This window comes from Terrabacter sp. AAH1 (assembly GCF_054456855.1).
In genome coordinates this window covers 13311-36734 of record NZ_JBTJJV010000018.1, presented here as the reverse complement: position 1 = coordinate 36734, position 23424 = coordinate 13311, and the positions used below count along the sequence as shown (strand labels likewise).

Here is a 23424-nt window from a genome sequence, read left to right as displayed (position 1 = left end):
CGCCGTCCCACGCGACGGCCTCGACCGGGGAGGAGGGGGTCAGCCGGCTGCGGCGTCCAGGTGCTCGCGGGTCGCACGGTGGCGCGCGAGCACCTCGTCGACCGGGACCAGGATGTGCTCGTCTGCCACCGCAGCCACCGACTCGGAGAGCCGCTTGCCGACCACCGCGCGCCGGTGCCGTGCCCCGATGCGCGCCCAGAAGCGCGACAGCACCCCGAGCCCCAACCCCAGCAGCACGCCCCCGACGAGCATCACGAGGGGCAGCGGCACGATGCCGACGGCAGGCGTCTCGGGCCGCGGCAGCTGGAGCAGCGCGAAGCCCCACAGCACGGCGTACCAGACGAGTCCGGCCAGGGCGACGAGGCCGAGCACCCACTGGATGATGTTGACGGTGAACCACCACACCGGTCGGCGGGCGCGCAGTGAGGTGCCGATGACGGCGCGGTCGAGCGCGTCGGTGAGGGTGCCCTCGCCCCGGTCGACGGCGTCCTCGACGGTCTGGGCCCAGCGCACCGGGAGCGACTCCGACGCGTCGCGCACGAAGGCTCGGGTGGCCACGTCGACGGCGGACACCGTCGACACGCTCGGGGCCGGGATCGACGACCGGCCGAGCACGGCCCGCACGTCGGCGCCGTCGATGGCGACGGGGATCGGCGGCCGACCGCCGGTGCGGTCGAGACGCAGCCGGCGCAGCGGGTCGGCCGCGAAGCCCTTGGTCCAGCGGGCGAAGAGCCAGCCGGTGTGCGCGAACGCCTCTCGCCGGTAGTCGCGGGCGACGGCGTCCAGCACGATCGGCACACCGGCGGCACGTGCCAGCGACGCGTCGAGCTCGTCGCGCGGGATCGCGCCGACATCGGCCTCGCCGTCCGCCACTCCCGACCGGAGACGCGCGGCGGCGCCGACCACGTCGGCCTTGAGCCGTTGACGCGAGGCCGCATGTCCTGCAACGGCATTGGCGAGACGCTGCTTCAGCTCGGCGACGCCGTTGCCGGTGACCGTGGACGTGGCGAGCACCTGTGCGCCGGTGACGCCGTCGGCGACCAGGAGCCGCGCGAGGTCCTTGCCCACAGTCCTCACCCCCTCGCCCGGGAGCCGGTCGGCCTGGTTGAGCACGGCGAGCGTCACCGCGTCGTGCTGCGACATGAGGCTGACGAACTCGTCGTGCAGGCGGGCGTCGGCGTACTTCTGCGGGTCGGTCACCCACACGAAGACGTCGACGAGCTCGAGGATGCGCTCCGCCTCGCGCCGGTGTGAGAGCTCGCGCGAGTCGAAGTCGGGCAGGTCGAGCAGCACGAGGCCGTCGAGCGAGCCTGCCACCTCGACCCTGACGGGACCGGGGGCCGCCGCACCGTCACCACGGGGAGTGGAGGTGTCGACGACGTGCCGCTCCTTCACGCCGAGCCAGTCGAGCAGCTCGGACGCGTCGGCGTCACCCCAGATGGCCGCCGTCGGGAGCGAGGTCGTCGGACGGCGCGCGCCGATGGTGGCGACGTCGGCGCCCACGAGCGCGTTGAAGAGCGAGGACTTGCCGCTGCCCGTGGCGCCCGCGAGCGCGACGACGGTGTGCTCGCCGGCGATGCCCAGGCGTTCCACGGCCTTGTCGACGACGCGGCGCGCGCCCTGCACGTGGGTGGGGTCGAGCTCGTCGGCGCCGGACACCAGCGCCATGGACAGCTCGGTGGTGCGGGTGCCGAGCTCGGCCGCCGAGACGGCCTTCACCGACGCGCGCCCCATCCTGATCGGGCTCATCGCGCGTCCTCGACGGCAGCGGCTGCGGCAGTCAGTCGGTCGGTCTGGTCGGTGGCGACCTGCAACGTCGAGACAGCTCCTTCGTAGCGGGCGAGCTCGACGGCATACAGCTCGTCGACGCGGGTGGTCAGCAGCTCCCTGGCCTTGCGCGCCAGCTCGCGGACGGCCTGGTCACCGAAGACGGCCTCGAGCAGCTTCTGGCCGACGACCGCGGTGCCGCCGGCGATGCCGACCTCGGCGCCGGTGATCCCTGCGGTGCTCGCGAACGTGACGAGCATGAGCACGACGCCGAGCCCGTTGACGCCGTAGGCCATGATGCGCGCGGTCGTGCGACGGTCCTTGCCCTCGTCGCGCACCATCTGCAGGATGTCGCCCTGCCAGTCGCGCACGAGGCGCTGGATGCGGGTCTCGAGGTCGCTGCTGGAGCGGGCGAGCCCGGGGTGGGCGACGATCAGCTGGTCGCCGCCGGGCAGGGTGCGCCAGACCCGGGCGATGGAGCTGGCAGCGAGCTCGGCGCGGTTGACGACGAGGGACTCGACCCCCGACTGGAGCGCCTCCCCGAGGTGGTCGGCCCGGGCCGGCTCACCGCGCAGGAACGACGTGAACCGGTCACGCACGCGCGACACCGTCGACTCGACCTGCCGGAAGAACTCGCCGGTGCCGACGAACTCCTGCCAGCGCGCGAGCACCTCTCCACGCAACAGGGTCCCGTCGACCATCCCCTCGTGCACCTGGGCACTCGCCTCCGCGTATGCCGCCTCGGCCGCTCTCACGAGCGTGTGGCCTGCCGCCGTCTGCTCCTTCGAGGCGGTGACGAGCGACGTGGTGCGCGCGTCGAGCGAGACGAGGGCGCCCTGGAGCGTCTGGCGGACGACGTCGGCGCGCGCCTGGGCGTCGCCCGCGAGCGCCGCGAGCCAGCCGCGCAGCCGTTGGGTCTGGTCGTCGGGGAGCAGGCCGTCGACGAGCTCGGACTCGACGACGGTGAAGATCGGCGCCTGGTCCAGGCCCTGCTCGCGCAGCATCCCCGCCAGATGGGTGCGGATGTCGTCGACCGCGTTGGGGGGCACGCGGTCGAGCACGACCGCGACCGCGGTGCCGCGCTCGGACGCCTCGCGCAGCAGCTCCCACGGCACGGCGTCGGCGTAGCGGGCGGCGGTGGTCACGAAGATCCAGAGGTCCGCGGCGGCGAGGAGCTGGGCAGCCAGGTCGCGGTTGGCCTCGACGACGCTGTCGATGTCGGGGGCGTCGAGCAGCGCCAGACCTGCCGCCACCTCGTCGGTGGGCACGAGGCGCACGGCGCCCGGCCCGTCGGACGCCGAGTGGCGGCCGGTGATCCGGGCGAGGCCGGGCAGGATGCGGGGGCCGGAGAACCACGCCGCGTCGGACGGGTGGTGGATGAGCACCGGCGAGCGGGTGGTCGGCCGAAGCACCCCCGGCAGGGTCACCTCACGGCCCACGACGGAGTTGACGAGGGTCGACTTGCCGGCGCCCGTCGACCCGCCGACGACGGCGAGCAACGGGGCGTCGAGCGACGTCAGCCTCGGGATGACGTAGTCGTCGAGCTGGTCGAGCAGCCGCGTGCGGGTCAGCCGGGCGGCCGGGGCGCCGGGGAGGTCGAGCGGGAGGGTGGCTTCGGAGACGGCGGATCGCAGCGCCTGCACCGCCGAGAGGAGACGGGCATTGCCCACCCCTGTATCACCTGCCACGCCTGAATCCTTCCGTGTTGCGTCGGCACAACCAAACCCATCGGCGGGCGTGCCGTGAACACGTACCCAGTCGTGGCGCCGTACATGGCGAGAGCGCCCCCGGCAGGACTCGAACCTGCGACCAAGAGATTAGAAGGCTCTTGCTCTATCCGCTGAGCTACAGGGGCGGGCGCCCGAAGCGGGCGCCGTCCAATGATAGGCACCGGCAGCGACGCGCCGGGCCGCCCGCCTCGCTCAGGTGACCGGCGAGCCGACGAAGGCGCGACGGTGCGCCGTGATCGCCTCGAGCAGCACCATCTCGCGTTCCGACGCGCCGTCCTCGGCGGTGCCGTGGACGAGCCTCGAGCGCAGCAGCGCCAGGTCGCTCGCACTGTCCTGGAACGCGTCCATCGACCTCTTCGCCGCCCGGCCCCCGTTGCGACGCGCCCACGCCCGCGCGGACCGGCGCAGCCGCAGGTGCGACAGCATCGTCACCTCGGCGTGCGTCAGCCAGCCCGCGTCGGCATACGGCGAGAGGTAGCGGCCGATGAGCCGCCCCTCACGACGGCGCAGCCAGAAGAGGAAGGCCACGAAGGCGAGGAAGAGAGGGACCTGGTAGGTCACGTACGCCTCGAAGAACCCGTCCATGCCGGCGAGCGCGGAGAGGTTCCAGAGGCCGTGGAGGATCATCGCGCACACCCAGCCGACGAGGACCGCCAGCACGCGCACGAGGGGCCGGCGGGCGGACACTGCGATACCGATGCCGATGCCGGTGAGGGACGTGAAGAGCGGGTGGCCGAACGGGCCCATCAGGCCGCGCACGAGGAAGGTCGACGTGAGGCCCTCGTTGCCGTACTCGTTGTAGGCCTGGCCGAGGTAGAGGATGTTCTCACTGAAGGCGAAGCCCGCACCGATGAGACCGGCGTAGACGATGCCGTCGACGATCCCGTCGAACTCGCGGCGACGCAGCAGGTAGATGAGCAGGATGCCCAGGCCCTTGAGCGTCTCCTCCGTGACGGGTGCGAGGTAGACGGCGCCGGTCTGCAGCGGGTCGGTCCAGCTGGCCTCGACGAGCAGCTTGAGGCCGAACGTGTTGAGGAAGAACGCTCCGACGACAGCCACCAGTGCGCCCCACAGGAACGAGAACAACTGGTATCGAACGGGTTCCGCCTCATAGCGGTCGAGCCACAGGAACGTGGGCACGATGATGAACAGCGGGATGATCGCCATCAGCGCCGACGTGACGATGGTCTGCGAGCTGAGCCGCTCGCCAAGGATCCCGAGGAGGATCAGCAGGCACACGAGGAAGACGGAGGCCGAGATCCCGATCGTGAGCGCGGTCCGGAGCATCGGTCTGCGGGTCGGATTGCGCACCGGGCTCCACTGCTGCGGATGGTTGCCCGCGCCGCCTCCCGGCTGCTGGGTCGTCACGTCCCCTGAGGTCATGCAGGCAGGCTAGTGCAGGGCGGTGCCCGTCGGCCGTCCGTGCGCCGGGACCGTGAGGCCCGAACAACTATGGTGGAGCGGTGAGCGACACCAACCACCGAGCCATCGCCGACCGGATCATCTGGATCGACTGCGAAATGACGGGCCTATCGCTGAAGTCCGACGCCCTTGTGGAGGTCGCCGCTCTTGTCACCGACTTCGAGCTCAACCAGCTCGGTGACGGCATCGACGTGGTCATCAGGCCCCCGGCCGAGGCCCTCGAGCAGATGGACGACTTCGTGCGCGACATGCACACCACCTCGGGCCTCATCACCGAGCTCGACTCGGGTGTGACCCTCCAGGAGGCCGAGCACATCGTCCTCGACTACATCCGCACCTTCGTGCCCGAGCCGCGCAAGGCTCCGCTCGGCGGCAACACGGTCGCCACCGACCGCGGCTTCCTCTCGCGCGACATGCCGGTGCTCGAGTCCTACCTGCACTACCGCATCATCGACGTGAGCTCGATCAAGGAGCTCTCGCGCCGCTGGTATCCCCGGGTCTACTTCAACGCACCGAAGAAGTCGGGTGGCCACCGGGCGCTGGCCGACATCCGGGAGTCGATCGCCGAGCTGCGCTACTACCGCGAGGCCGTCTTCGTGCCGCAGCCCGGTCCGGACTCGGCCACGGCGAAGGCCCTCGCGTCGCCGCACGTCATCGAGCACTGAGCCGTCCGCCGCACGACGCGGGGTGGTCACGAGCACCCTCGGAGAGCCTGTAGCATTGTCGTCGCCGTGACACGGCGCCGAGCCCTCGGGCCCGGCTCGTGTTGTGCATGGTGGGTGTAGCTCAGCTGGTAGAGCACCTGGTTGTGGTCCAGGTGGCCGCGGGTTCAAGTCCCGTCACTCACCCCAGAAGCGAAGGGCCCCGCACGTGGTGCGGGGCCCTTCGCGCGTCGACGCGGGTCTCGCCCGGTCCGGGTCGACGCGTCAGCGGCCGCAGAGGCGACGCATCGCCGCCACGTCGCCACGGATCACGCCCTCGATGTCGGCGCGCCGGTGGGCGGCTTGCGCCGGGTCGCCCGCCACGGTCGCCAGGGCCACGCGCAGGGCCGCGAGGTCGTCGGCGAGGTTCTGGGTCGCCTCACGCACGTCGTCCGAGCTCGTGGCGCGCGCCGCGGCGGCGGCTCTGCCCCGGAGGGCGCGCACGGACGCCGGCGTGCCGGAGGACGCGGCGGCGCCGGCCGCGTCCGCCGCGAGGGTGCCCATGGCGGTGCACTCGGCGGTCGACGGCAGGGAGGACACCGGGGACGTCTGCGACACGACGGATGCCGCGTCGCGCGCTGCCTCTCCGGTGGCGCCGTTCGCCGCGACCGCGACTCCCGCGGCCACGCCGAGCGCGAGGGCGGCGCCCAGCAGCGGGCGGAGACGGGCTGATGACCGGTTCATGGCGTCACCTGGCTCAGGGTCGAAGGCTGGTACTCGTAGGCGCCGCGATCGTCGTACGCGCGGGGGCCGGTGCCGGTGTTCGCCGTGGCCGGGTCGTCGACGCGCGCCCGACGGGCCGCGTCGGTGGTGGGCTCGCCGGGGGCGCCGGAGTTCGCCGAGTCGATCGCGGGCGAACCGCCCCGCAGGGAGAAGTCGCCTGCGGTCGGGTTGCCCAGCCGCGGGTCGCCCTGCAGTCCGCGCGACTCCTGTCCGCTCGCGGTCCGGAAGGCGGCCATCGACGTGTAGGACGTCGACCCCCAGACCATCATCGTGCCGGTCGTGCTGAGGTTGACGAGGTCGGAGTCGACCGTGGTGCCGAGCTGCGACGTGGAGTCGACGCGGATGTTGCCTCTCGTCCGCGGGCACTTGACCGTGCCGCCGGCGCCGTCGGGGCAGCCGATCGCGTTGTCGACGGCGATGTTGTTCGCAATGGTGAAGCCGGTCGACGTCCCCGAGGCGATCCCTTCGAGGTTGATGCCGGCGCTGACGTTGTTGTAGACGGTGTTGCCCACGACGGAGCTTCCCGTCACCCCGAAGTCGTCGATGCCGTGGTCGCCCGTGATGCACCCCGACGTGTTGCCGGTGGGAGGTGGGCTGCAGTTCGACAGGGCCGCGGTGGTGAACCCCATGTTGTGGTGGCTGACGTTGCCGACGATGGTGTTGCGGTCGCCGCCCGGGTACGACTGGATGCCGGAGTCCTCGTTGTCGTGGGTCCGGTTGCCGCTCACGAGGTTGCCCGGTGCGCGCAGGTCGATGCCGACGGCGTTGCGCACGTAGCCGTACGCGTTCCACGAGCTCTCGTTGCCGACGAGCTGGTTGCCGGTCGAGCCGTTGGTCACGAAGATGCCGGACGCCGAGTTGTCGGTCACGAGGTTGCCCTGCACGACCGATCGGGTCATCGAGTTGAGGTACATCCCGTATGCCGTCGCGCCCGACACGCGCTGGCCCGAGGTGCGCACGGTGTTGCCCGAAAGGGTCAGGCCGGTCGCGTTGAAGACGTAGATGCCGTTGCTCGTGGAGCGCTGGATGGTGAAGCCCGACACCGTGATCCAGCTCTGGTTGGAGATGGTGAAACCGTGCTTGGCCCCCGAGATGGTCACCGTGGCTCCGGGTGCGGGCCGGAACACGATGGGCGAGCCGGAGACGCCCGAGTGCCAAGGAAACACCTCGTCGGTGTACGTGCCGCTGGAGACGAGCACGGTCTGGCCGGCGACGGCCACCTTGGCGGCCTTCGCGATCGTGCAGTACGGCACGCTCGAGGTGCCCGTCCCCGTGTCGGAGCACCCGGTCTTGGCCACGTAGAGGGTGCTGACCGCGCCCTCCGCGGCCCCGAGCGGGACTGTCGCCAGCCCCAGTGCGGCGGCGACGCTCGTGGCGAGGCCGATCCGTCGCCGTGACCGTTCGTGCCGGCGTGCCACTGGACGTGCCATCGGCGGGCCCCCGTCTTTCTCGTCCTGCTCTTGGACCTTCCAGTGTGGGCAGGAGCGGGCGACGCGTCCTCGCTCCCGCGCACGAGGGGTGACTACGTCGAATGGTGTACTCCCCCAGTCACGTCCCGAGCACGGAGGCTCGACCGGGTAGATTGCTGTGACGAGAGGAGTGCGCATGAGGATCGCCTTGTTCGTCACCTGCCTCGGCGACGTGCTCTTCCCCGACGTGGCGCGGGCGACGGTGGCCGTGCTCGAGCGACTCGGCCACGACGTCGTCTTCCCCGAGGCGCAGACCTGCTGCGGCCAGATGCACACCAACACCGGCTACCAGCACGACGCCGTGGGCCTGGTGCGCCACCACGTCGACGTCTTCGAGCAGGCAATGGCACGGGGCTGCGAGGCCGTCGTGGCGCCGTCGGGCTCGTGCGTCGGCTCGGTGCGCCACCAGCACGCCGCCGTCGCGAGGCGCAGCGGTGACGAGGCGCTCGCGGTCCGCGCCGAGGCTGTCGCCGCGCGCACCTTCGAACTGTCCGAGCTGCTCGTCGACGTGCTCGGGGTCACCGACGTCGGCGCCGCCTACCCGCACCGCGTCACCTACCACCCGACCTGTCACTCGCTGCGTCTGCTCGGGGTCGGCGACCGGCCGCTCCAGCTGTTGCGGGCCGTCCGGCGCATCGACCTCGTCGAGCTGCCTGCCGCGGACTCCTGCTGCGGCTTCGGTGGCACCTTCTCGGTGAAGAACGCCGACACCTCGACCGCGATGCTCGCCGACAAGATGTCGGCGGTGCTCGCGACCGACGCAGAGGTCGTCACGGCCGGCGACGCGTCGTGCCTCATGCACATCGGCGGCGGCCTGTCCCGGCTGCGCACCGGAGTGCGCCCGGTGCACCTCGCCGAGATCCTCGCGAGCACCGCATGAGCACCTTCCTGGGTATGCCGCAGGGCCGGGTCCCCGGTCCCGCCGCCGACACTGCGGTGGGCCAGCTCACCGGCGACCGGCCCTTCCCGGCCGCCGCGCGCGACGCGCTGGCGAACACGCAGCTGCGCCGCAACCTCGCCCACGCGACCTCGACGATCCGCGCGAAGCGCGCTGCCGTCGTCGGCGAGGTGCCCGACTGGGAGGCGCTGCGCGAGGCCGGCTCGGCGATCAAGGCCGACACGATGGCCCGGCTGCCCGAGCTGCTCGAGCAGCTCGAGGCCAACGTCACCGCGCGCGGTGGCACCGTGCACTGGGCCCGCGACGCGGCCGAGGCCAACCGCACCGTCCTCGACCTCGTGCGGGCGACGGGCGAGAACGAGGTCGTCAAGGTCAAGTCGATGGCCACGCAGGAGATCGGCCTCAACGAGGCCCTCGAGGGCGCCGGCATCACCGCCCACGAGACCGACCTCGCCGAGCTCATCGTCCAGCTCGGCCACGACAAGCCGTCGCACATCCTCGTGCCCGCCATCCACCGGGGTCGATCGGAGATCCGCGAGATCTTCGCCCTCGAGATGCCCGGCGTCGACCCCGGCCTCACCGACGAGCCGGCCGTGCTCGCCGCGGCCGCCCGGACCCACCTGCGTGAGGTCTTCCTCCGGGCGAAGGTGGCCGTCTCGGGCGCCAACTTCGGTGTGGCCGAGACCGGCACGCTGACCGTCGTCGAGTCCGAGGGCAACGGGCGCATGTGCCTCACGCTCCCCGAGACGCTCATCACCGTCATGGGCATCGAGAAGGTCGTGCCGACCTGGCGAGACCTCGAGGTGTTCCTCCAGCTGCTGCCCCGCAGCTCGACCGGTGAGCGGATGAACCCCTACACCTCGAGCTGGGCCGGCGTCACGCCCGGCGACGGGCCGCAGGAGTTCCACCTCGTGCTGCTCGACAACGGTCGCACGCGCGCCCTGGCGGACGACCTCGGCCGCACCGCGCTGCACTGCATCCGCTGCTCGGCCTGCCTCAACGTCTGCCCGGTCTACGAGCGAACCGGAGGGCACGCGTACGGATCGGTCTACCCCGGTCCGATCGGGGCCGTGCTCACCCCGTTCCTCACCGGCATCACCGGCGGGTCCGATCCCAACGACTCGCTGCCGTACGCGTCGAGCCTCTGCGGCGCCTGCTACGACGTGTGCCCGGTCAAGATCAACATCCCCGACCTGCTCGTCGAGCTGCGCGCCGAGCACACCGAGGCGCACGCTGCCAAGCACCGGCTCCCCACATCCGAGGCCGCGGCGATGAAGGCAGCCGCTTGGGTCATGGCCGACCCGAAGCGCTTCGCGCGGGTCGGACGCGCGGCGACGAGGGGTCGGCACGGCATACGACAGGGCAAGCCGGTGCTGCCGCTCCCGCCGCCGCTCAACGGCTGGACCGCGTCGCGCGACGTGCCGAGCCCGCCCGCCGAGACGTTCCGCGACTGGTGGGCGCGGACGCGAGGTGACCGGCCGTGAGCGCCCGCGACGAGATGCTCGCGCGCATCCGCCGGGCGCGCGGCGACGCGTCCGAGGGGCTGCCCGTGCCCCGCAGCTACCGCGTCGTAGGCGAGCACGCACCCGGCTCCGACGCGGTCGTCGCGCAGCTCGTCGACCGGCTCGAGGACTACCGGGCGACCGTGGTCCGCGCCGGCGGCGACGACGTCGCGATCGGCGCCGCCGTCGCCGCCGCCCTCGCCGGGCGCGGCATCCACGAGGTGCTGCACGCGCCCGGCGTCCCCGACGCCTGGGTGCGCGGGGTCCACGTGGCGCGCAGCGACGACGGCACCGCCTCCGCCCGTGACCTCGACGCGGTGCCGGCCGTCGTCACCGGCAGTGTCGCCGCGGTCTCCGAGACCGGCACGATCGCGCTCGACGGAGGTCCGCTCTGCGGGCGGCGCGCGCTCAGCCTCGTGCCCGACACGCACGTCTGCGTCGTACGCGTGCAGGACGTCGTGCAGACCGTGCCCGAAGGCCTGGGCCGGCTCGACCCGACGCGGCCGACCACCCTGATCAGCGGGCCGTCGGCCACCAGCGACATCGAGCTCAGCCGTGTCGAGGGCGTCCACGGCCCACGCACGCTCGTCGTCGTGCTGGCCGGCTGAGACGCACGACCGCCCGTGCCCGACAATGGGTGACATGCTCATGGGAAACAAGAAGGCCCAGCGGATCACCGTCGGCATCGTCATCGGAGTGATCGTCGTCAGCTTGGCGCTGTCGCTCATCTCCACGGCGAGCGCGACGCCGTGACGCGCGCGCGGCCTCGGCCCGCGTCCCCGGGAGGACGAATCCGCCCGTCGGCAGGGGCTGCCCGCGCCGCCGCCGCGCTCTCGAGGGGCCGACGGACCCTCGATTTTGTACCGGCCGGGGGCGGCTGCTAACGTTTCCCCTCGTTGCGCCGTTAGCTCAATTGGCAGAGCAAGTGACTCTTAATCACTGGGTTCGGGGTTCGAGTCCCTGACGGCGCACTTTCACGAGTAAGGCCCGGTCCCCGCGGACCGGGCCTTACTCGTGTCCCCGAGAACGGTCTCGTCCGGGCTGCCCGTTTCCGATGACGAGTGGTCGTCGTCACGTCCGGCGAGCCGTCGGGCGCCGCGCATCCGGCCCTTCACGCACGGACGTGACCCACAGACGACGCCTTGGTGAACGTTCGGCTCGTCTCCGTCACCCGCCGGACACAAGCACCGTTGACGCTGCATGACCATGATCGAACGACGCAGCTTCCTCGCAGGCTCCGCAGCCGCCGCCGGGTCCGTGGCGCTGGCGGTCGGCGCCGCCCCCTCGTCCGGAGCCAGCACCCCCGGGTCCGCGGCCACCTTCCGGCACGGAGTCGCCTCCGGTGACCCGCTCCCCGGGGCGGTCGTCATCTGGACTCGCGTGACCCTACCGCCGAGGCGACGCCGGGATCGGGCACCGGCCCGAGCGCGACCGTCGGCTGGCAGGTCGCCACCGACGCGGGCTTTCGCGCGGTCGTGCGCAAGGGAACCGTGACGACCGGTGTGGAACGCGACCACACCGTCAAGGTCGACGTCACCGGCCTCGCCGCGGCAACCACCTACTACTACCGCTTCACCCTCGGGTCCGCTGTCTCCGGGACGGGCCGCACCCGCACCGCCCCGGCTCGCGGCGCCTCCGTCGACCGCCTCCGGCTCGGGGTCGTCTCGTGCTCGAACTGGGAGGCCGGTTGGTTCTCGCCGTACCGCCACCTCGCCGCGCGCGGCGACCTCGACGCCGTCGTCCACCTCGGCGACTACGTGTACGAGTACGGCACCGGCGAGTACGCCAACGGCCGGGCCAACGTCGTCGTGCGCCCGCATGAGCCGACCCACGAGATGGTCTCGCTCGCGGACTACCGCCAGCGGCACGGCCAGTACAAGACCGACACCGACCTGCAGGCGCTGCACGCCCACGTGCCCTGGGTGACGACGTGGGACGACCACGAGACCGCGAACGACGCCTGGTCCGGCGGCGCAGAGAACCACCAGCCCGGGGAGGGCGACTTCGCCGCGCGCAAGGCGGCCGCCCGGCGCGCCTACGACGAGTGGATGCCGATCCGCCTCTCCGGCACCGCGGCCCTCGGCGACGGCGTGCAGGCCTACCGGCACCTCCAGTGGGGCAGCCTCGCCGACCTGACGATGCTCGACCTGCGCAGCTACCGCAGCCAGCAGGTCACGACGACAGACCTCGCCGCCGTCGACGACCCGGCCCGGACCATCACCGGCGACGCCCAGATGCAGTTCCTCAAGGACCGCCTCATCGAGAACGACGCGGTGTGGAAGCTCGTCGGCAACCCCGTCATGGTCACCCCCGTGCTCTTCCCGCCGCTCGACAACTACGTGGCGGGACCGATCGCCGACATGACCGGCCTGCTGCCGCGGCAGGGCGTCCCGTACAACGTCGACCAGTGGGACGGCTACACCGCTGACCGGCGTGAGCTCGTCACGTTCCTCGCCGACCACGGTGTCACGAACACCGTGTTCATCACCGGCGACATCCACTCCGGCTGGGCGTGCGAGCTGCCCGTCGACGCGGGCACCTACCCGCTGAGCCGGACCGTCGGGGTCGAGCTCGTCGCGACGTCGGTGACCTCGAACAACCTCGACGACCTCACCGGCGCGGCGCCGCGCACCACGTCGCTCGCGGTGGAGGACGCCATCCGCGCGAACAACCGGCACGTGAAGTGGCTCGACTTCGACAGCCACGGATACTCGGTGCTGACGCTCACCCCCAAGGCCGCCCAGATGGACTGGTACGTCGTCACCGACCGCACCGACCGCGCTGCGACGTCGTCGTGGGAGACCGGGTTCACCGTGCCCGTCGGCACGAACGCCCTCACGGCGGCGGCGGGGGCGGCCCGATGAGTGCGCCCATGACCTCCCGCCGGACCTTCCTGCGGCTCGCAGGCGGGGGTGGTGCCGCCGTCGTGCTGTCGGCGGCGGCCGGCGCCTCCCTGGCCGCCGCACCGGCGACGGCCGGCACGTTCGGGGGCCCCTCCCGCACCCGCGTGTACGTGCTCGTGACCGACGGCATGAGACCCGACGAGCTCGACGCCACCCTGATGCCGAACCTCGTCGCCCTGCGCGACGGCGGCACGTGGTACCCGAACGCGCGGTCCCTGCCGGTCATGGAGACCATCCCCAACCACGTCATGATGATGACCGGGGTGCGTCCGGACCGCTCCGGCGTGCCGGCCAACTCGTTCCTCGACCGCGCCGACGGGGTGGTGCGCGACATGGACCGTCCGACCGACCTGCACTTCCCCCGGCTCGATCAGGCGCGCCTGCAGGTGCGCTCCCCGCTGCCCACGGTTGTGCAGCTCGAGCGTGACCGCGCTCGGCGTCGACAGCTCGCGGACGTCGAGGTCGTACGGCGTCGGGCGCGCCGGGCGGGTGCCCGGCTCCTGCGCCGGCATCGACCCCTGCGCGGGCGGCGTCGGGCGGTAGGACGGGTGGCGCTTGTCGTCGAACGGCTTCCAGCTCGTCGTGCTCGGCAGGCTCGGCACCTTCTCGTCCGTGCGCGAGAAGTCGAACGCCGAGGTGAGGTCGCCGGTGACGGCGCGACGCCACGGCGTGATGTTGGGCTCCCTCACCCCGAAGCAGGTCTCCATGAGCCGGATCACCGACGTGTGGTCGAACGTCTCGGACGCCACCCAGCCGCCGGTGCTCCACGGCGACACGACGAACATCGGCACGCGCGGCCCCAGGCCGTACGACCCCGGACCGTGCTGCCCGTCGTAGAACTCGTGGTCGGTCGGCACGGTCGAGGCGCCCGGAATGACAGGGGAGTTCGCGTGCGGCGGCACGAGATGGTCGAAGAACCCGTCGTTCTCGTCGTACGTGATGAGCAGCACCGTCTTCGCCCACACCTCCGGGTTCGAGGTCAGGGTGTCCAAGACCTTCGAGATGTACCAGGCGCCGTAGTTCGTCGGCCAGTTCGAGTGCTCGCTGAAGGCCTCGGGCGCGGCGATGTAGCTGACAGACGGCAGCTGGCCGGACTGGACGTCGCGGCGCAGCAGCTCGAAGTAGTCCTCTCCGTCGCGGGCCTTGGTGCCACGACGAGCCTTCTCGTACAACGGGGTTCCCGCCGCGGCGTTGCGGTAGCTGTTGAAGTAGAGCAGCGAGTTGTCACCGTAGTTGCCGATGTAGGGGTCGGACGTCCAGCCCCACGAGCCCGCCGCGTCGAGCCCGGTGCCCTCGTCCTGGTAGACCTTCCACGAGACGCCGGCCTTCTCGAGGCGCTCCGGGTAGGTGCGCCAGTCGTAGCCGAGCTCGTCGTTGTAGAGGACGGGGCCGCCGCCCTTGCCGTCGTTGCCGGTCCAGCCGGACCACAGGTAGTAGCGGTTCGGGTCGGTGTTGCCGATGAAGGAGCAGTAGTAGGCGTCGCAGACCGTGAACGCGTCGGCCAGGGCATAGTGGAAGGCCGCGTCCTCACGCTCGAGGTACGCCATCGTCGTCGTCCCCTTGGCCGGCACCCACCCGTCGTAGTGCCCTCTGTTGACGGCTGCCTGACCGTCGGTCCAGCTGTGCGGGAGGCCCTCGAGGAAGGCCGCGCCGAGGTCGTCGGCCGTGGGGTGGAAGGGCAGCACGTCGCGTGCGCCGTCGGACTGGTGCCACACCGAGCGCCCACTGGGCAGCTGCACCGGGTGCGGGTCGCCGAAGCCGCGCACGCCGCGGAGGCTGCCCAGGTAGTGCTCGAAGGAGCGGTTCTCCTGCATGAGGACGACGATGTGTTCGACATCCTTGACGGTTCCGGTGCGGCGGTTCGCCGGGATGGAGGCGGCCCGGGCGATGCTGTCGCCGAGCATCGTGGCGGCGGTGGCGCCTCCGGCGATCTGGAGGAAGCGGCGGCGGTCGAGGTTGACCATGAGATCTCCTGTGGGAGTGCGGAGCTGGTGGGTTGAAGCCGACGTGTCCGCCGGGCTCAGCGGGGCGCGTACGCCTTCGGCAGGCGCATGCCGCGGTCGGCCATCAGCTGGCGGACCCGGTTCGGGTAGTTCGTGATGATGCCGTCGACGCCCGTGTCGATGAGGGCGCTCACCGTGGCCATGTCGTCGCACGTCCACGGGACGACCTTCAGGCCGCGACCGTGGGCGGCGCGGACCATCGCGGCGTCGGGGTAGAAGCGGAACCCGGCGTCGCCGACCTTGCCGTTCTGCGGGAAGCCGTAGTTGGGCGAGAGCGCGACGAGGCCCGCGGGCACCGCAGCGGCGGCGGTGCGCACGAAGTCGCCGCCGAAGTCGTCGGCGTCGACGCCGCCGAGCCACGGTGATGCACCCGGCTTGCCGACCTGGAGGAAGTCGTGGTTCGTGAGGGCGACGAGCGGCCACGTCGGCGCGAGGCGGTGCATCTCGTTGAGGGCGCCCCAGTCGAACGACTGGATCGTCACCTGGTCCTCGATGCCCGAGGCGCGGATCTCCTCGAAGACGCGGCGCACGAAGAGCGCTCGCGGCGCGGTCTGCTCTGGCGCACCGGCCTCTACCTTGGTCTCGATGTTGAGCGTGACCTGCTTGGCGTCGTACGCCTTGACGAGGTTCAGCACGTCCTTGAGCTCGACGATGCGGAAGCCGGCGACCTGCTCCTGCTCGGGAAAGCCGGGCAGCTGCTGGTAGCCGCAGTCCATCGTCTTGACCTGGGCGAGCGTGAGGTCCTTGAGGTACTTGCCGACGTAGGGGTACATCGGGTCCCCGGGCGTGACCGGCGCCGTGTCGCGGCACTTCTGGGCGCTGACCTGGCGGTCGTGGTTGACGACGACCTTCTCGTCCCTGGTCACCTGCGTGTCGAGCTCGAGTGTCGTCACGCCGAGGCGCATCGCCTTGCCGAAGCCTTCGAGGGACTCCTCGGTCGTCATGCCGATGCCGCCGCGGTGGGCCTGCAGGTCGAAGTGGGTCTTCTGTGGCAGGACCGGCCCGGGGGTCGTGGTGGAGTCGCCCGCGGTGGCGGGGGCCGCGGCACCCGTGGCGAGCGGGCCGGCCAGGGCGACGGAGGCCAGGGCGGTCAGGAGGTGGCGGAGCTGCATCAGAGGTCCTCTGGGGTGGTGGGGTTCTGGCCACTCGACGCTAGGGAGGTCGCGGCCGGTCGCGGTGCCCACGACGTGGCGTGCCCGTGAACCCTTGCCGAACCCTGACCGACCGGCACGGACCGGATGCCGAGCGGGCGCTGAGAATGCCCCGAGGACGTATGCCGTCCACCGGGTCTCGCGAGAGCGCCCGCCCTCGTTCGACTCGGGCGGAGGGCCCGGTCCACAGGGACCGGGGCCCTCCTCACGCCTGCGGCACGTCCCCGACGGTCCGGGTCGACACCTGGCCCGGTGGCCGGACCGCCGCCCCGCCCGGCTCCGCGGCCGCCAGCTCCAGCGCGTGCAGGGCGCTCGCGAGGCAGCCGGCGTGCGCCATCGTCAGGTCCGTGAGCTCGCCCCGCCGGAACCAGCGCAGGTCGTCGTGCTCCTCGGGTGCCCTGTTGACGGGCTCCCCGTCCCAGCGGGTGACGAGGAAGGCGTGCATCTCGAGGGTGGGGTCGGCGATGGTCATCGGGATCCGTCGAGGGTCGTGCAGGCGCACACCGAGCTCCTCGAGGCACTCCCGTCCGACCGCCTGTCGAGGCGACTCACCAGGCTCGACATGCCCCCCGACGAGGTCCCAGCAGTCCGGATAGTGCTCACGCGACGGATGGCGGTGCGCGAGCAGGATCTGGTCGGCGCGCACCAGCGCCGCCACGGCGATCCGGGTCCGGGTGACCATGCTCGCACCATAGTTGGTCGCGGCGGCAGACTCCGGCTCACCGGTGCCCACGAGACCGAGGAACCGAATCCAGTTGACCCGCTTGGGGACCCGTTGCCAACCTTCGGGCATGCGTTCGTTCGAGGAGCTGGTGTCGGAGGCTGAGGCGGCAGACGTCACGGGGTGGGGTTTCGGCTGGCTCGAGGGCCGGGCGACCGAGGAGCGGCCACCGTGGGGGTACTCCCGTCTGCTCGCGGAACGCCTCGCCACGGTGGGCTCGGCCCTCGACCTCGACACCGGTGGCGGTGAGGTGGTCGCCGAGGCTGCGACCCTGCCCCCCGTCATGGTCGTGACCGAGGGGTGGGCGCCCAACGCCGAGAAGGCCCGGCAGACGCTCGGCCCACGTGGCGTACGCGTCGTCCCCACCGACGGCGGCCCGCTCCCCTTCGCAGACGACTCCTTCGAGCTGGTCACGTCCCGGCACCCCGTGCGGCCCGACTGGGCGGAGATCGCCAGGGTCCTGCAGCCCGGAGGGCGCTATCTCGCGCAGCACGTCGGGCCGGCGTCGGCCTTCGAGCTCGTCGAGTACTTCCTCGGCCCGCTGCCGGAGGAGCGCCGGGGACGCGACCCCGAGCGCGAGCGCGCCACGGCAGAGCAGCACGGGCTCGTGGTCGAGCGCCTGGACCGGGCACGGTGCCGGATGGAGTTCCACGACATCGGCGCGGTCGTGTGGATCCTGCGCAAGTGCGTGTGGTGGGTGCCGGACTTCACGGTCGAGCGGTACGAGACGACCCTGCGTCGGCTCGACGAGCAGCTGCGGGGCGGCGAGCCGTTCGTCGCCCACTCGACGCGGCACCTCATCGACGCCCGAGCAGCCGGCGGCGTATCACGCCGGTGAGTCGGACCTCTTGGAAAAAGAGGACCAATCGGTCCCGTTCCCGCGAAGGAGTCCGACATGCCCGGTTGGTACGTCCACCTCGAGGCGGCGCACGACACCGCCCGCAACCTCCGCGACGGGACCGTCCCGCCGAGCCTCGCCATCGACCCGGCCCAGGCCCGGGTCATCGGCGAGCACTGCCACACCTGGCGCAACTACCTCGAGCTGGGATCCCTCGGCCCAGACCTCTTCTACCTGCTGCCCGACTTCAAGAACACCACCGGTCAGGTCATCCGCCAGGTCGTCCAGTGGGCCCTCGACGTGTGGGAGGTGGTGGACGCGGAGTTCGTCAGCAAGTGGGAGAAGTGGATCGACCCGATCACCACGAACAACGCGCAGCTCGCCTCGCAGCTCACCGGCGGGCTCTCGACGCAGCTCGCGCAGGTCCTCGACTCGCTCACCTCCGCGATCATCACCGCCTTCAAGGGCCTGCTCGCCGAGATGGGCGACTGGTTCGGGGTGCTCACCTCGGGGGTGCCTCAGGGGTTCGGCGACGACGCCTTCTACTGGTCCGACATGTTCCACTACCGGCGCACGTACCAGTTCCCGTTCGTCCTCTTCCAGCAGGCGCAGGAGGCGCTCGCCGCGGCGACGACCGACGACGAGCGGCAGGACGCCGAGGCGCGCATCGCCTTCGCCGTGGGCTGGATGTCGCACTGCGCCACCGACGTCACCGGGCACCCGTTCACGAACGCGAAGTCCGGCGGCCCCTACCGCGACCACTGGCAGCGCCACCACCTCGTCGAGAACCACATGGACTCCGAGAACTACGGCGCCCGGCACCCCGGCGCTCTCTACGGCGAGTACGGCACCTCGGCGCTCCACTTCCGGCTCGCCTTCCGCCACCGCGACGACGCGCCGTACAACGGTCGCGACGACGCGCCCGCCTACGACTACTGGGCCGGCTTCCCGGCATACGACAACGGGGACGGGCCGACGGCGACCGCCTTCCGGCACACGTTCTTCGACCTCGACACGGGGCCGCTGCCCGACCACCTCGTCGAAGGACTCCTCGACGCGATGCGGGACGTCTACGGCGCGGACGGGCCGCACATCCTGCTGCAGGACCCGCCGTTCTCGGCCACCGACCCCGTGACCGGGCAACCGGACGGGCGCCCGAACGAGCCGGCGCTGGCGCAGATGTGGGAGATGGTCTACCGCTACCTCAAGATGACGAGCAGCGACGCGATCAGCCTCAGGCTCCCGCCACCGCCATCGGTCTTCACCGACCACTCCTTCCCGACGCCTCCCGGGGGCGGCGGCTCCGGCATCGACGACGACCCCTCGCGCGGCGCCGACGTCGACGACGACGACTCGTTCACCCTGCTCGACCTGCTCCTCGCGCTCTTCGCGTGGGCCGTCTACCTCGCCCAGGTGGCGGTGTGGCTCGCGACGGTGCTGCCCGGCCTCATCGTCGACATCGCGACGTTCCCCGCGCGACAGGTCATCTACTGGGCCGTCATCGTGCCGGCGTGGAACCTCTACCTGCTGGCCCGCCGCGCCCTCGTGATGTCGGGCTTCGCCATGCCGAAGCCGGCCGAGATCAACCCCGGCCTCACGACGCTCGGCCGTGAGGGCACGTACGACATCGCGTCCGCCCTCGACAACCCGTTCGGGATCCCGACCTCGCCGCCGCCGGTCACCGAGCCGTCCGGCCGGCTCCACGCCACGGACGCCCGGGGACTCGACCACGCGTACCCGCGCGGCATCGTCCGCGACCTCCCGTCGTCGATCGGCCGCGTCGACCTCGTCGGCGCGCTGGGGCTCACGTCACCGCTCCGGTATGCCGGCGACGCCGCAGGCGACGAGTTCAAACCTTCGGAATGGGTTGCGCCCTGGCGGTATCCGTTGACCAACCAGGCCGGCGACGGCGTCGCCCAGGAGGGTGCCCCGACCCACGCCGGGCCCTACGTCGTCGGGTCTCGCTCCACCGTCCTGCTCTCCGGCGTGACGGGCCACGACGGCGCGCGGCACGACCTCGAGAAGGCGGGCTCACCCGGCGAGACCGAGCAGGTGCTCGACGCGCGACTGCCCGCGGACCAGCACCTCGGCGGCCCGGTCGACTACGGCCTCTACCTCGTCGGGCGGATGGCGGACGAGGTCGGGCAGAAGGACTTCGGGGTGCCCGACTTCAACCTCGACTCCGACCGCGGCTACGCCTGGCGCACGTGGGACTGGGACCGCAGCACGGTGCCCTGCGTGCCCGACATCGACCCGGTCGGGTCGGAGGACTACGGCTACGACCTGCCGTGCACCTCGCCCCAGTTCTTCCACGCCGACCACGACTGCCCGACGCAGCCAGACCGCTGGTACGACGAGTCGCACGATCTCGCCGTCCACTACCTGCCCGGCTCGGGCCCGGCCGACTGCGGCCGGCCCCAGGAGCACGAGCCGAACACCGACCCCGAATGGCGCGAGCGCCTGCACCGCAAGGAGGGCTGAGCGATGGCACGCCACCGCGACGACCAGCAGCACCCCGTCCTCACCCCCAAGGAGGACGCCGCCCAGCGCGGGCAGGACCCGCCGGGATCGTTCGGGCACACCGAGCGTCCGAGCGGAGACCTCGACCCGAACTGGACTCCCGGCCACGGCGTCGAGGACGCTGCCAGGGAGCTCATCGAGCGGATCGGGGGCGAGCGGCGACCCCGGCGTGAGGACGTCTACCCCTACCTCCTCGTCCGCGCCTACAGCCCGGGAGACCGTGCCGTCCGCCCGACCTGGCCGAGCATCCCGTGCTGGGAGTCGCCCGACATCCTGCTCGTCGACGCCGCGTACACGGGCCCGTTCTCGCCCGCGCAGCTCGTCGCCAGCCCGACCGCCGGCCGCCGCTACCGGGTCTTCGTCCGGGTCTGGAACCTCGGTCTGCTGCCCGCGGTGGGGGTCCACGTGCGGGCGTGGTTCGTCAACCCGGGCTTCTTCGGCGGCGACCCCGCCAACCCGGCCTACCAGCCCCAGCCCATCGGCATGGCGGTGGTGCCGCAGCTCGACGACCGCACCAAGCCCGGCGCGATGCGGGTCGTCGAGCTAGACCGGACCTGGGACGTCCCGGCCGACCTCACCGGGCACGAGTGCCTCATGGCCAGCGTCAGCTGCCCGCTCGACGAGTGGTCGGGGGCGCTCGACGCCAACCACGACCGTCACGTGGCGCAGCGCAACCTCACCATCCTCGCGGGGACGGACTCGGCGAAGTCGTTGCTCCTCACGCTCGGCGGCCTCGTCACGACGACAGGGACGCTCGAGCTGCGCCACGGCGGTGCTGCCGTCACGCCGCTCCTCAAGGGCGTCCTCGGCACGACGAAGACCGAGCTCGGTGCGGCAGCGCGACTGAGGCCACCGTCGGCCAAGGCGCTGCGGCTGGGGGTGCCGACGGGCTCGGGCCAGCACCTGCTGACCATGTTCCGCACCGACCGGGGCTGGCTCGTCGCCGACAGCGCCAGGCTCTGGGACGTCGCCGTCGAGCTCGGGGTCGTCGAGCGCGTACGACCCGGCCGCGACAAGCAGCGCGTCCACCCGTTCGCGAGACCGCTCGGGACGCGGCGTCTCATCGAGAAGGTCGGCCCCGAGCGGTTCGAGCAGCTCGGTGTGCTCAGCGACGCAGAGCCTGGCGACGCCCTGCTCGAGGGCCTCAGCCGGCTGTGGAACCTCGATGGGCTCGACGCGCAGGGCATTGCCCGCGCGCTCGCCGAGGGCGGACCCCACGCCCACCTGCTCCGGTTCTCGCACACCGACGCCGAGCGGCAGGAGTCCGGTGGGTACTCGGTCACCGTCGTCGGCTGAGGTCAACTCGGCACCAGCCGCCGACCGCGGGGCTAGCCTGAGTTGAACGCGCAACTGCCGACCGCCTGTCGACACCGACGCCAGGATCCGAGGCACCCGTGACCGAGATCGACCTGTCCGCCATCGACGCCGAGCGCGAGCGGGTGCGTGGCGCGTACCTGCAGCCGCCCGAGAACCGCCCGGCGTCGACCGCTCGGGGGCTGCACCACTTCGCCGTCGTGGCCCGCGACCTCGAGGAGACCGTGAAGTTCTACCAGGAGGTGCTCGGCTTCCCGCTGACCGAGATCTTCGAGAACCGCGACTACCGGGGTTCGAACCACTTCTTCTTCGACATCGGCAACGGCAACCTCCTGGCCTTCTTCGACTTCCCCGGCCTCGACGTCGGCCCGTACGCGGAGGTGCTCGGCGGACTGCACCACATCGCCATCTCGGTCGAGCCCGCGACGTGGGAGAGGCTCAAGGGCCGGCTCACAGGGGCCGGCGTGGAGTACGTCGAGGAGAGCGGGACCTCGATCTACTTCCGCGACCCGAACGGAGCCCGCCTCGAGCTGATCTGCGACCCGCTCGGCGAGATGTACGGCTCCGCGGTCCTCTGAGGTCTGGTCCGGGCGCTCAGAGGTAGAGGCCGGTCTGCCCGGCGTCGGTGCGCTGCGCCGCGACGGCGTGGATGTCGCGCTCGCGCAGCAGCACGTAGTCGGTGCCCTGCAGCTCCACCTCGGCCCGGTCCTCGGGGTCGAAGAGCACCCGGTCGCCGAGCTGCACCTGACGCACGTTCGGCCCGGTGGCCACGACCTCGCCCCACGCCAGGCGCTTGCCGACGGATGCCGTGGCGGGGATCAGGATGCCGCCGCCTGAGCGCCGGTCCCCCTCCTTCTCGAGGGAGACGAGCACCCGGTCGTGCAGCATCCGCACCGGCAGCTCCTGCGCCGTCGTGGCGGTGTCCTTCTTGCCCATGGTGACCCGTACCGCCTCGTGCTTGCGCTGGTCGGTGACCGGTGGCGGCCGGGTCAGCCGCGCCGGCGGCGGAGCAGTCCCACCGCCACGACGACCACGACGGCGGCGGCCACGACCGCACCGATGCGCTCGATGCGCAGCTCGCCGTCCTCGGTGTGCGTCGCCGACGCGAGGCGCAGCTTGAGGCTCTGCACCTGCCGCTCGGCGATGACCTGCGGTTGCGCCCGGTAGGCCAGCTCGTTGACGGTGCCCTCGAGACGCGCGCGGGCGGCCCGGATGTCCTGCTCGATGCGTGCGGTGTCGGTCATCTGGCTTCCTTTCGGGACGATTCGACTCTAGTCGGCGAGGCCGAGATCGCGGCGGAGCTTGGCCACGTGGCCGGTCGCCTTGACGTTGTAGAACGCGTGGCTGACCTTGCCCTCCTCGTCGACGACGAACGTCGACCGGATGACACCCTCCACGGTCTTGCCGTAGAGCTTCTTCTCACCCCAGGCGCCGTACGCGTGGTGGACCGAGAGGTCCTCGTCGCTCAGCAGCGGGATGGTGAGGTGGTCGCGCTCGCGGAACTTCGCGAGCTTCGCCGGCTTGTCCTTCGAGATGCCGACGACCTCGTAGCCGTCCTTCTTGAGGGAGTCGAGCGACTCGCTGAAGTCGCACGCCTGCTTCGTGCAGCCGGGGGTCATGGCGGCCGGGTAGAAGTAGACGATGACCTTGCGGCCGGCGAAGTCGTCGAGCGAGACGGTGCTGCCGGCGTCGTCAGGGAGGGAGAAGGCCGGTGCCTGCTCGCCGGGCTCGAGTCTGGACGTCACGGGGGCTCCTCCTGGTC

At 71.7% G+C, this 23424-nt stretch carries 20 protein-coding genes, 3 tRNA genes and 2 pseudogenes; 13 read left to right on the top strand and 12 right to left on the bottom strand.

The window, feature by feature from the left end; translation table 11 throughout:
- Window positions 1-39: 39 nt before the first annotated feature.
- From ACXR8F_RS19880 to ACXR8F_RS19865, 4 genes are all read right to left on the bottom strand, one after another.
- Window positions 40-1749, bottom strand: coding sequence for a GTPase (locus ACXR8F_RS19880; protein ID WP_458803149.1), 1710 nt, complete (start codon window positions 1747-1749; stop codon window positions 40-42).
- Window positions 1746-3455, bottom strand: a complete 1710-nt coding sequence (locus tag ACXR8F_RS19875) for a dynamin family protein (RefSeq protein ID WP_458803146.1) — start codon at window positions 3453-3455, stop codon at window positions 1746-1748. Before ACXR8F_RS19875 ends, ACXR8F_RS19880 begins: the two co-directional genes overlap by 4 nt.
- A gap of 94 nt (window positions 3456-3549) precedes the next feature.
- Window positions 3550-3622: transfer RNA gene (locus ACXR8F_RS19870), tRNA-Arg, on the bottom strand.
- A 67-nt stretch (window positions 3623-3689) separates the two neighbouring features.
- A complete protein-coding gene (locus tag ACXR8F_RS19865) occupies window positions 3690-4880 on the bottom strand; it encodes a PrsW family intramembrane metalloprotease (protein WP_458803144.1) in 1191 nt (396 codons plus the stop codon).
- Window positions 4881-4960: 80 nt separating this feature from the next.
- Here ACXR8F_RS19865 and orn point away from each other — a divergent pair, with 80 nt between their 5' ends.
- Window positions 4961-5584: an oligoribonuclease gene (gene orn / locus ACXR8F_RS19860; RefSeq protein WP_458803142.1), complete on the top strand. Its 624-nt coding sequence runs from the start codon at window positions 4961-4963 to the stop codon at window positions 5582-5584.
- A 110-nt stretch (window positions 5585-5694) separates the two neighbouring features.
- Window positions 5695-5770, top strand: a tRNA-His gene (locus ACXR8F_RS19855).
- A gap of 75 nt (window positions 5771-5845) precedes the next feature.
- Here ACXR8F_RS19855 and ACXR8F_RS19850 read toward each other — a convergent pair.
- Together ACXR8F_RS19850 and ACXR8F_RS19845 are read right to left on the bottom strand one after the other, a co-directional pair.
- Window positions 5846-6304: a hypothetical protein gene (locus tag ACXR8F_RS19850; RefSeq protein ID WP_458803140.1), complete on the bottom strand. Its 459-nt coding sequence runs from the start codon at window positions 6302-6304 to the stop codon at window positions 5846-5848.
- Complete coding sequence (locus tag ACXR8F_RS19845; RefSeq protein WP_458803138.1) at window positions 6301-7773, bottom strand: right-handed parallel beta-helix repeat-containing protein; 1473 nt, start codon at window positions 7771-7773, stop codon at window positions 6301-6303. The genes ACXR8F_RS19850 and ACXR8F_RS19845 overlap by 4 nt, the downstream gene beginning before the upstream one ends.
- A 175-nt stretch (window positions 7774-7948) precedes the next feature.
- On the opposite strand from ACXR8F_RS19845, the gene ACXR8F_RS19840 reads away from it, so the two are divergent.
- The 7 genes and pseudogenes from ACXR8F_RS19840 to ACXR8F_RS19810 all read left to right on the top strand — a co-directional run.
- On the top strand, window positions 7949-8692 hold the full coding sequence (locus ACXR8F_RS19840; RefSeq protein ID WP_458803136.1) for a (Fe-S)-binding protein: 744 nt from the start codon (window positions 7949-7951) through the stop codon (window positions 8690-8692).
- Window positions 8689-10194 carry a lactate utilization protein B gene (locus ACXR8F_RS19835; protein ID WP_458803134.1) on the top strand — a complete coding sequence of 502 codons (1506 nt, stop codon included), beginning with the start codon at window positions 8689-8691 and terminating at the stop codon, window positions 10192-10194. Before ACXR8F_RS19840 ends, ACXR8F_RS19835 begins: the two co-directional genes overlap by 4 nt.
- Complete coding sequence (locus ACXR8F_RS19830) at window positions 10191-10820, top strand: LutC/YkgG family protein (RefSeq protein WP_458803132.1); 630 nt, start codon at window positions 10191-10193, stop codon at window positions 10818-10820. Before ACXR8F_RS19835 ends, ACXR8F_RS19830 begins: the two co-directional genes overlap by 4 nt.
- A 290-nt stretch (window positions 10821-11110) precedes the next feature.
- A tRNA-Lys gene (locus tag ACXR8F_RS19825) sits at window positions 11111-11183 on the top strand.
- 229 nt (window positions 11184-11412) lie between these two features.
- Complete coding sequence (locus tag ACXR8F_RS19820; RefSeq protein ID WP_458803130.1) at window positions 11413-11706, top strand: PhoD-like phosphatase N-terminal domain-containing protein; 294 nt, start codon at window positions 11413-11415, stop codon at window positions 11704-11706.
- On the top strand, window positions 11688-13076 hold the full coding sequence (locus tag ACXR8F_RS19815) for an alkaline phosphatase D family protein (protein ID WP_458803128.1): 1389 nt from the start codon (window positions 11688-11690) through the stop codon (window positions 13074-13076). The genes ACXR8F_RS19820 and ACXR8F_RS19815 overlap by 19 nt, the downstream gene beginning before the upstream one ends.
- Window positions 13073-13456, top strand: a pseudogene (locus tag ACXR8F_RS19810) (alkaline phosphatase family protein); the annotation flags it as partial. The gene ACXR8F_RS19815 and the pseudogene ACXR8F_RS19810, both read left to right, overlap by 4 nt.
- Window positions 13457-13552: 96 nt before the next feature.
- On the opposite strand, the pseudogene ACXR8F_RS19805 reads toward ACXR8F_RS19810, so the two are convergent.
- The 3 genes and pseudogenes from ACXR8F_RS19805 to ACXR8F_RS19795 all read right to left on the bottom strand — a co-directional run.
- Window positions 13553-15019, bottom strand: a pseudogene (locus ACXR8F_RS19805) (phosphocholine-specific phospholipase C); the annotation flags it as partial.
- 116 nt (window positions 15020-15135) lie between these two features.
- Complete coding sequence (locus ACXR8F_RS19800; protein WP_458803126.1) at window positions 15136-16230, bottom strand: glycerophosphodiester phosphodiesterase family protein; 1095 nt, start codon at window positions 16228-16230, stop codon at window positions 15136-15138.
- A gap of 244 nt (window positions 16231-16474) precedes the next feature.
- Window positions 16475-16951: an NUDIX domain-containing protein gene (locus tag ACXR8F_RS19795; protein ID WP_458803124.1), complete on the bottom strand. Its 477-nt coding sequence runs from the start codon at window positions 16949-16951 to the stop codon at window positions 16475-16477.
- Between the two features lie 109 nt (window positions 16952-17060).
- On the opposite strand from ACXR8F_RS19795, the gene ACXR8F_RS19790 reads away from it, so the two are divergent.
- From ACXR8F_RS19790 to ACXR8F_RS19775, 4 genes are all read left to right on the top strand, one after another.
- Window positions 17061-17828 carry a class I SAM-dependent methyltransferase gene (locus ACXR8F_RS19790; RefSeq protein WP_458803122.1) on the top strand — a complete coding sequence of 256 codons (768 nt, stop codon included), beginning with the start codon at window positions 17061-17063 and terminating at the stop codon, window positions 17826-17828.
- A gap of 57 nt (window positions 17829-17885) precedes the next feature.
- The gene (locus ACXR8F_RS19785; protein WP_458803120.1) at window positions 17886-20309 is read left to right on the top strand and encodes a zinc dependent phospholipase C family protein; all 2424 of its coding nucleotides are present in this window, start codon (window positions 17886-17888) and stop codon (window positions 20307-20309) included.
- Between the two features lie 3 nt (window positions 20310-20312).
- Window positions 20313-21644 (top strand): hypothetical protein, encoded by a 1332-nt coding sequence (locus tag ACXR8F_RS19780; RefSeq protein WP_458803118.1) that lies wholly within the window; start codon window positions 20313-20315, stop codon window positions 21642-21644.
- 98 nt (window positions 21645-21742) lie between these two features.
- Complete coding sequence (locus tag ACXR8F_RS19775) at window positions 21743-22240, top strand: VOC family protein (RefSeq protein WP_458803116.1); 498 nt, start codon at window positions 21743-21745, stop codon at window positions 22238-22240.
- Between the two features lie 16 nt (window positions 22241-22256).
- On the opposite strand, the gene ACXR8F_RS19770 is transcribed toward ACXR8F_RS19775, so the two are convergent.
- The 3 genes from ACXR8F_RS19770 to bcp are packed head-to-tail and all read right to left on the bottom strand — an operon-like array spanning window position 22257 to window position 23407.
- Complete coding sequence (locus ACXR8F_RS19770) at window positions 22257-22598, bottom strand: GroES family chaperonin (protein WP_045190246.1); 342 nt, start codon at window positions 22596-22598, stop codon at window positions 22257-22259.
- A 53-nt stretch (window positions 22599-22651) separates the two neighbouring features.
- Complete coding sequence (locus ACXR8F_RS19765) at window positions 22652-22906, bottom strand: DUF3618 domain-containing protein (protein ID WP_045190248.1); 255 nt, start codon at window positions 22904-22906, stop codon at window positions 22652-22654.
- Window positions 22907-22933: 27 nt separating this feature from the next.
- On the bottom strand, window positions 22934-23407 hold the full coding sequence (gene bcp / locus ACXR8F_RS19760; protein WP_045190250.1) for a thioredoxin-dependent thiol peroxidase: 474 nt from the start codon (window positions 23405-23407) through the stop codon (window positions 22934-22936).
- Between the last annotated feature and the right edge of the window lie 17 nt (window positions 23408-23424).

What these genes read in the sequence shown, in the direction of transcription:
- ACXR8F_RS19880 (WP_458803149.1), bottom strand. Translation starts at nt 1,749, where the DNA reads ATGAGCCCGATCAGGATGGGGCGCGCGTCGGTGAAGGCCGTCTCGGCG.
- ACXR8F_RS19865 (WP_458803144.1), bottom strand. Translation starts at nt 4,880, where the DNA reads ATGACCTCAGGGGACGTGACGACCCAGCAGCCGGGAGGCGGCGCGGGC.
- ACXR8F_RS19850 (WP_458803140.1), bottom strand. Translation starts at nt 6,304, where the DNA reads ATGAACCGGTCATCAGCCCGTCTCCGCCCGCTGCTGGGCGCCGCCCTC.
- ACXR8F_RS19845 (WP_458803138.1), bottom strand. Translation starts at nt 7,773, where the DNA reads ATGGCACGTCCAGTGGCACGCCGGCACGAACGGTCACGGCGACGGATC.
- ACXR8F_RS19840 (WP_458803136.1), top strand. Translation starts at nt 7,949, where the DNA reads ATGAGGATCGCCTTGTTCGTCACCTGCCTCGGCGACGTGCTCTTCCCC.
- ACXR8F_RS19835 (WP_458803134.1), top strand. Translation starts at nt 8,689, where the DNA reads ATGAGCACCTTCCTGGGTATGCCGCAGGGCCGGGTCCCCGGTCCCGCC.
- ACXR8F_RS19820 (WP_458803130.1), top strand. Translation starts at nt 11,413, where the DNA reads ATGACCATGATCGAACGACGCAGCTTCCTCGCAGGCTCCGCAGCCGCC.
- ACXR8F_RS19800 (WP_458803126.1), bottom strand. Translation starts at nt 16,230, where the DNA reads ATGCAGCTCCGCCACCTCCTGACCGCCCTGGCCTCCGTCGCCCTGGCC.
- ACXR8F_RS19795 (WP_458803124.1), bottom strand. Translation starts at nt 16,951, where the DNA reads ATGGTCACCCGGACCCGGATCGCCGTGGCGGCGCTGGTGCGCGCCGAC.
- ACXR8F_RS19790 (WP_458803122.1), top strand. Translation starts at nt 17,061, where the DNA reads ATGCGTTCGTTCGAGGAGCTGGTGTCGGAGGCTGAGGCGGCAGACGTC.
- ACXR8F_RS19785 (WP_458803120.1), top strand. Translation starts at nt 17,886, where the DNA reads ATGCCCGGTTGGTACGTCCACCTCGAGGCGGCGCACGACACCGCCCGC.
- ACXR8F_RS19780 (WP_458803118.1), top strand. Translation starts at nt 20,313, where the DNA reads ATGGCACGCCACCGCGACGACCAGCAGCACCCCGTCCTCACCCCCAAG.
- ACXR8F_RS19770 (WP_045190246.1), bottom strand. Translation starts at nt 22,598, where the DNA reads ATGGGCAAGAAGGACACCGCCACGACGGCGCAGGAGCTGCCGGTGCGG.
- ACXR8F_RS19765 (WP_045190248.1), bottom strand. Translation starts at nt 22,906, where the DNA reads ATGACCGACACCGCACGCATCGAGCAGGACATCCGGGCCGCCCGCGCG.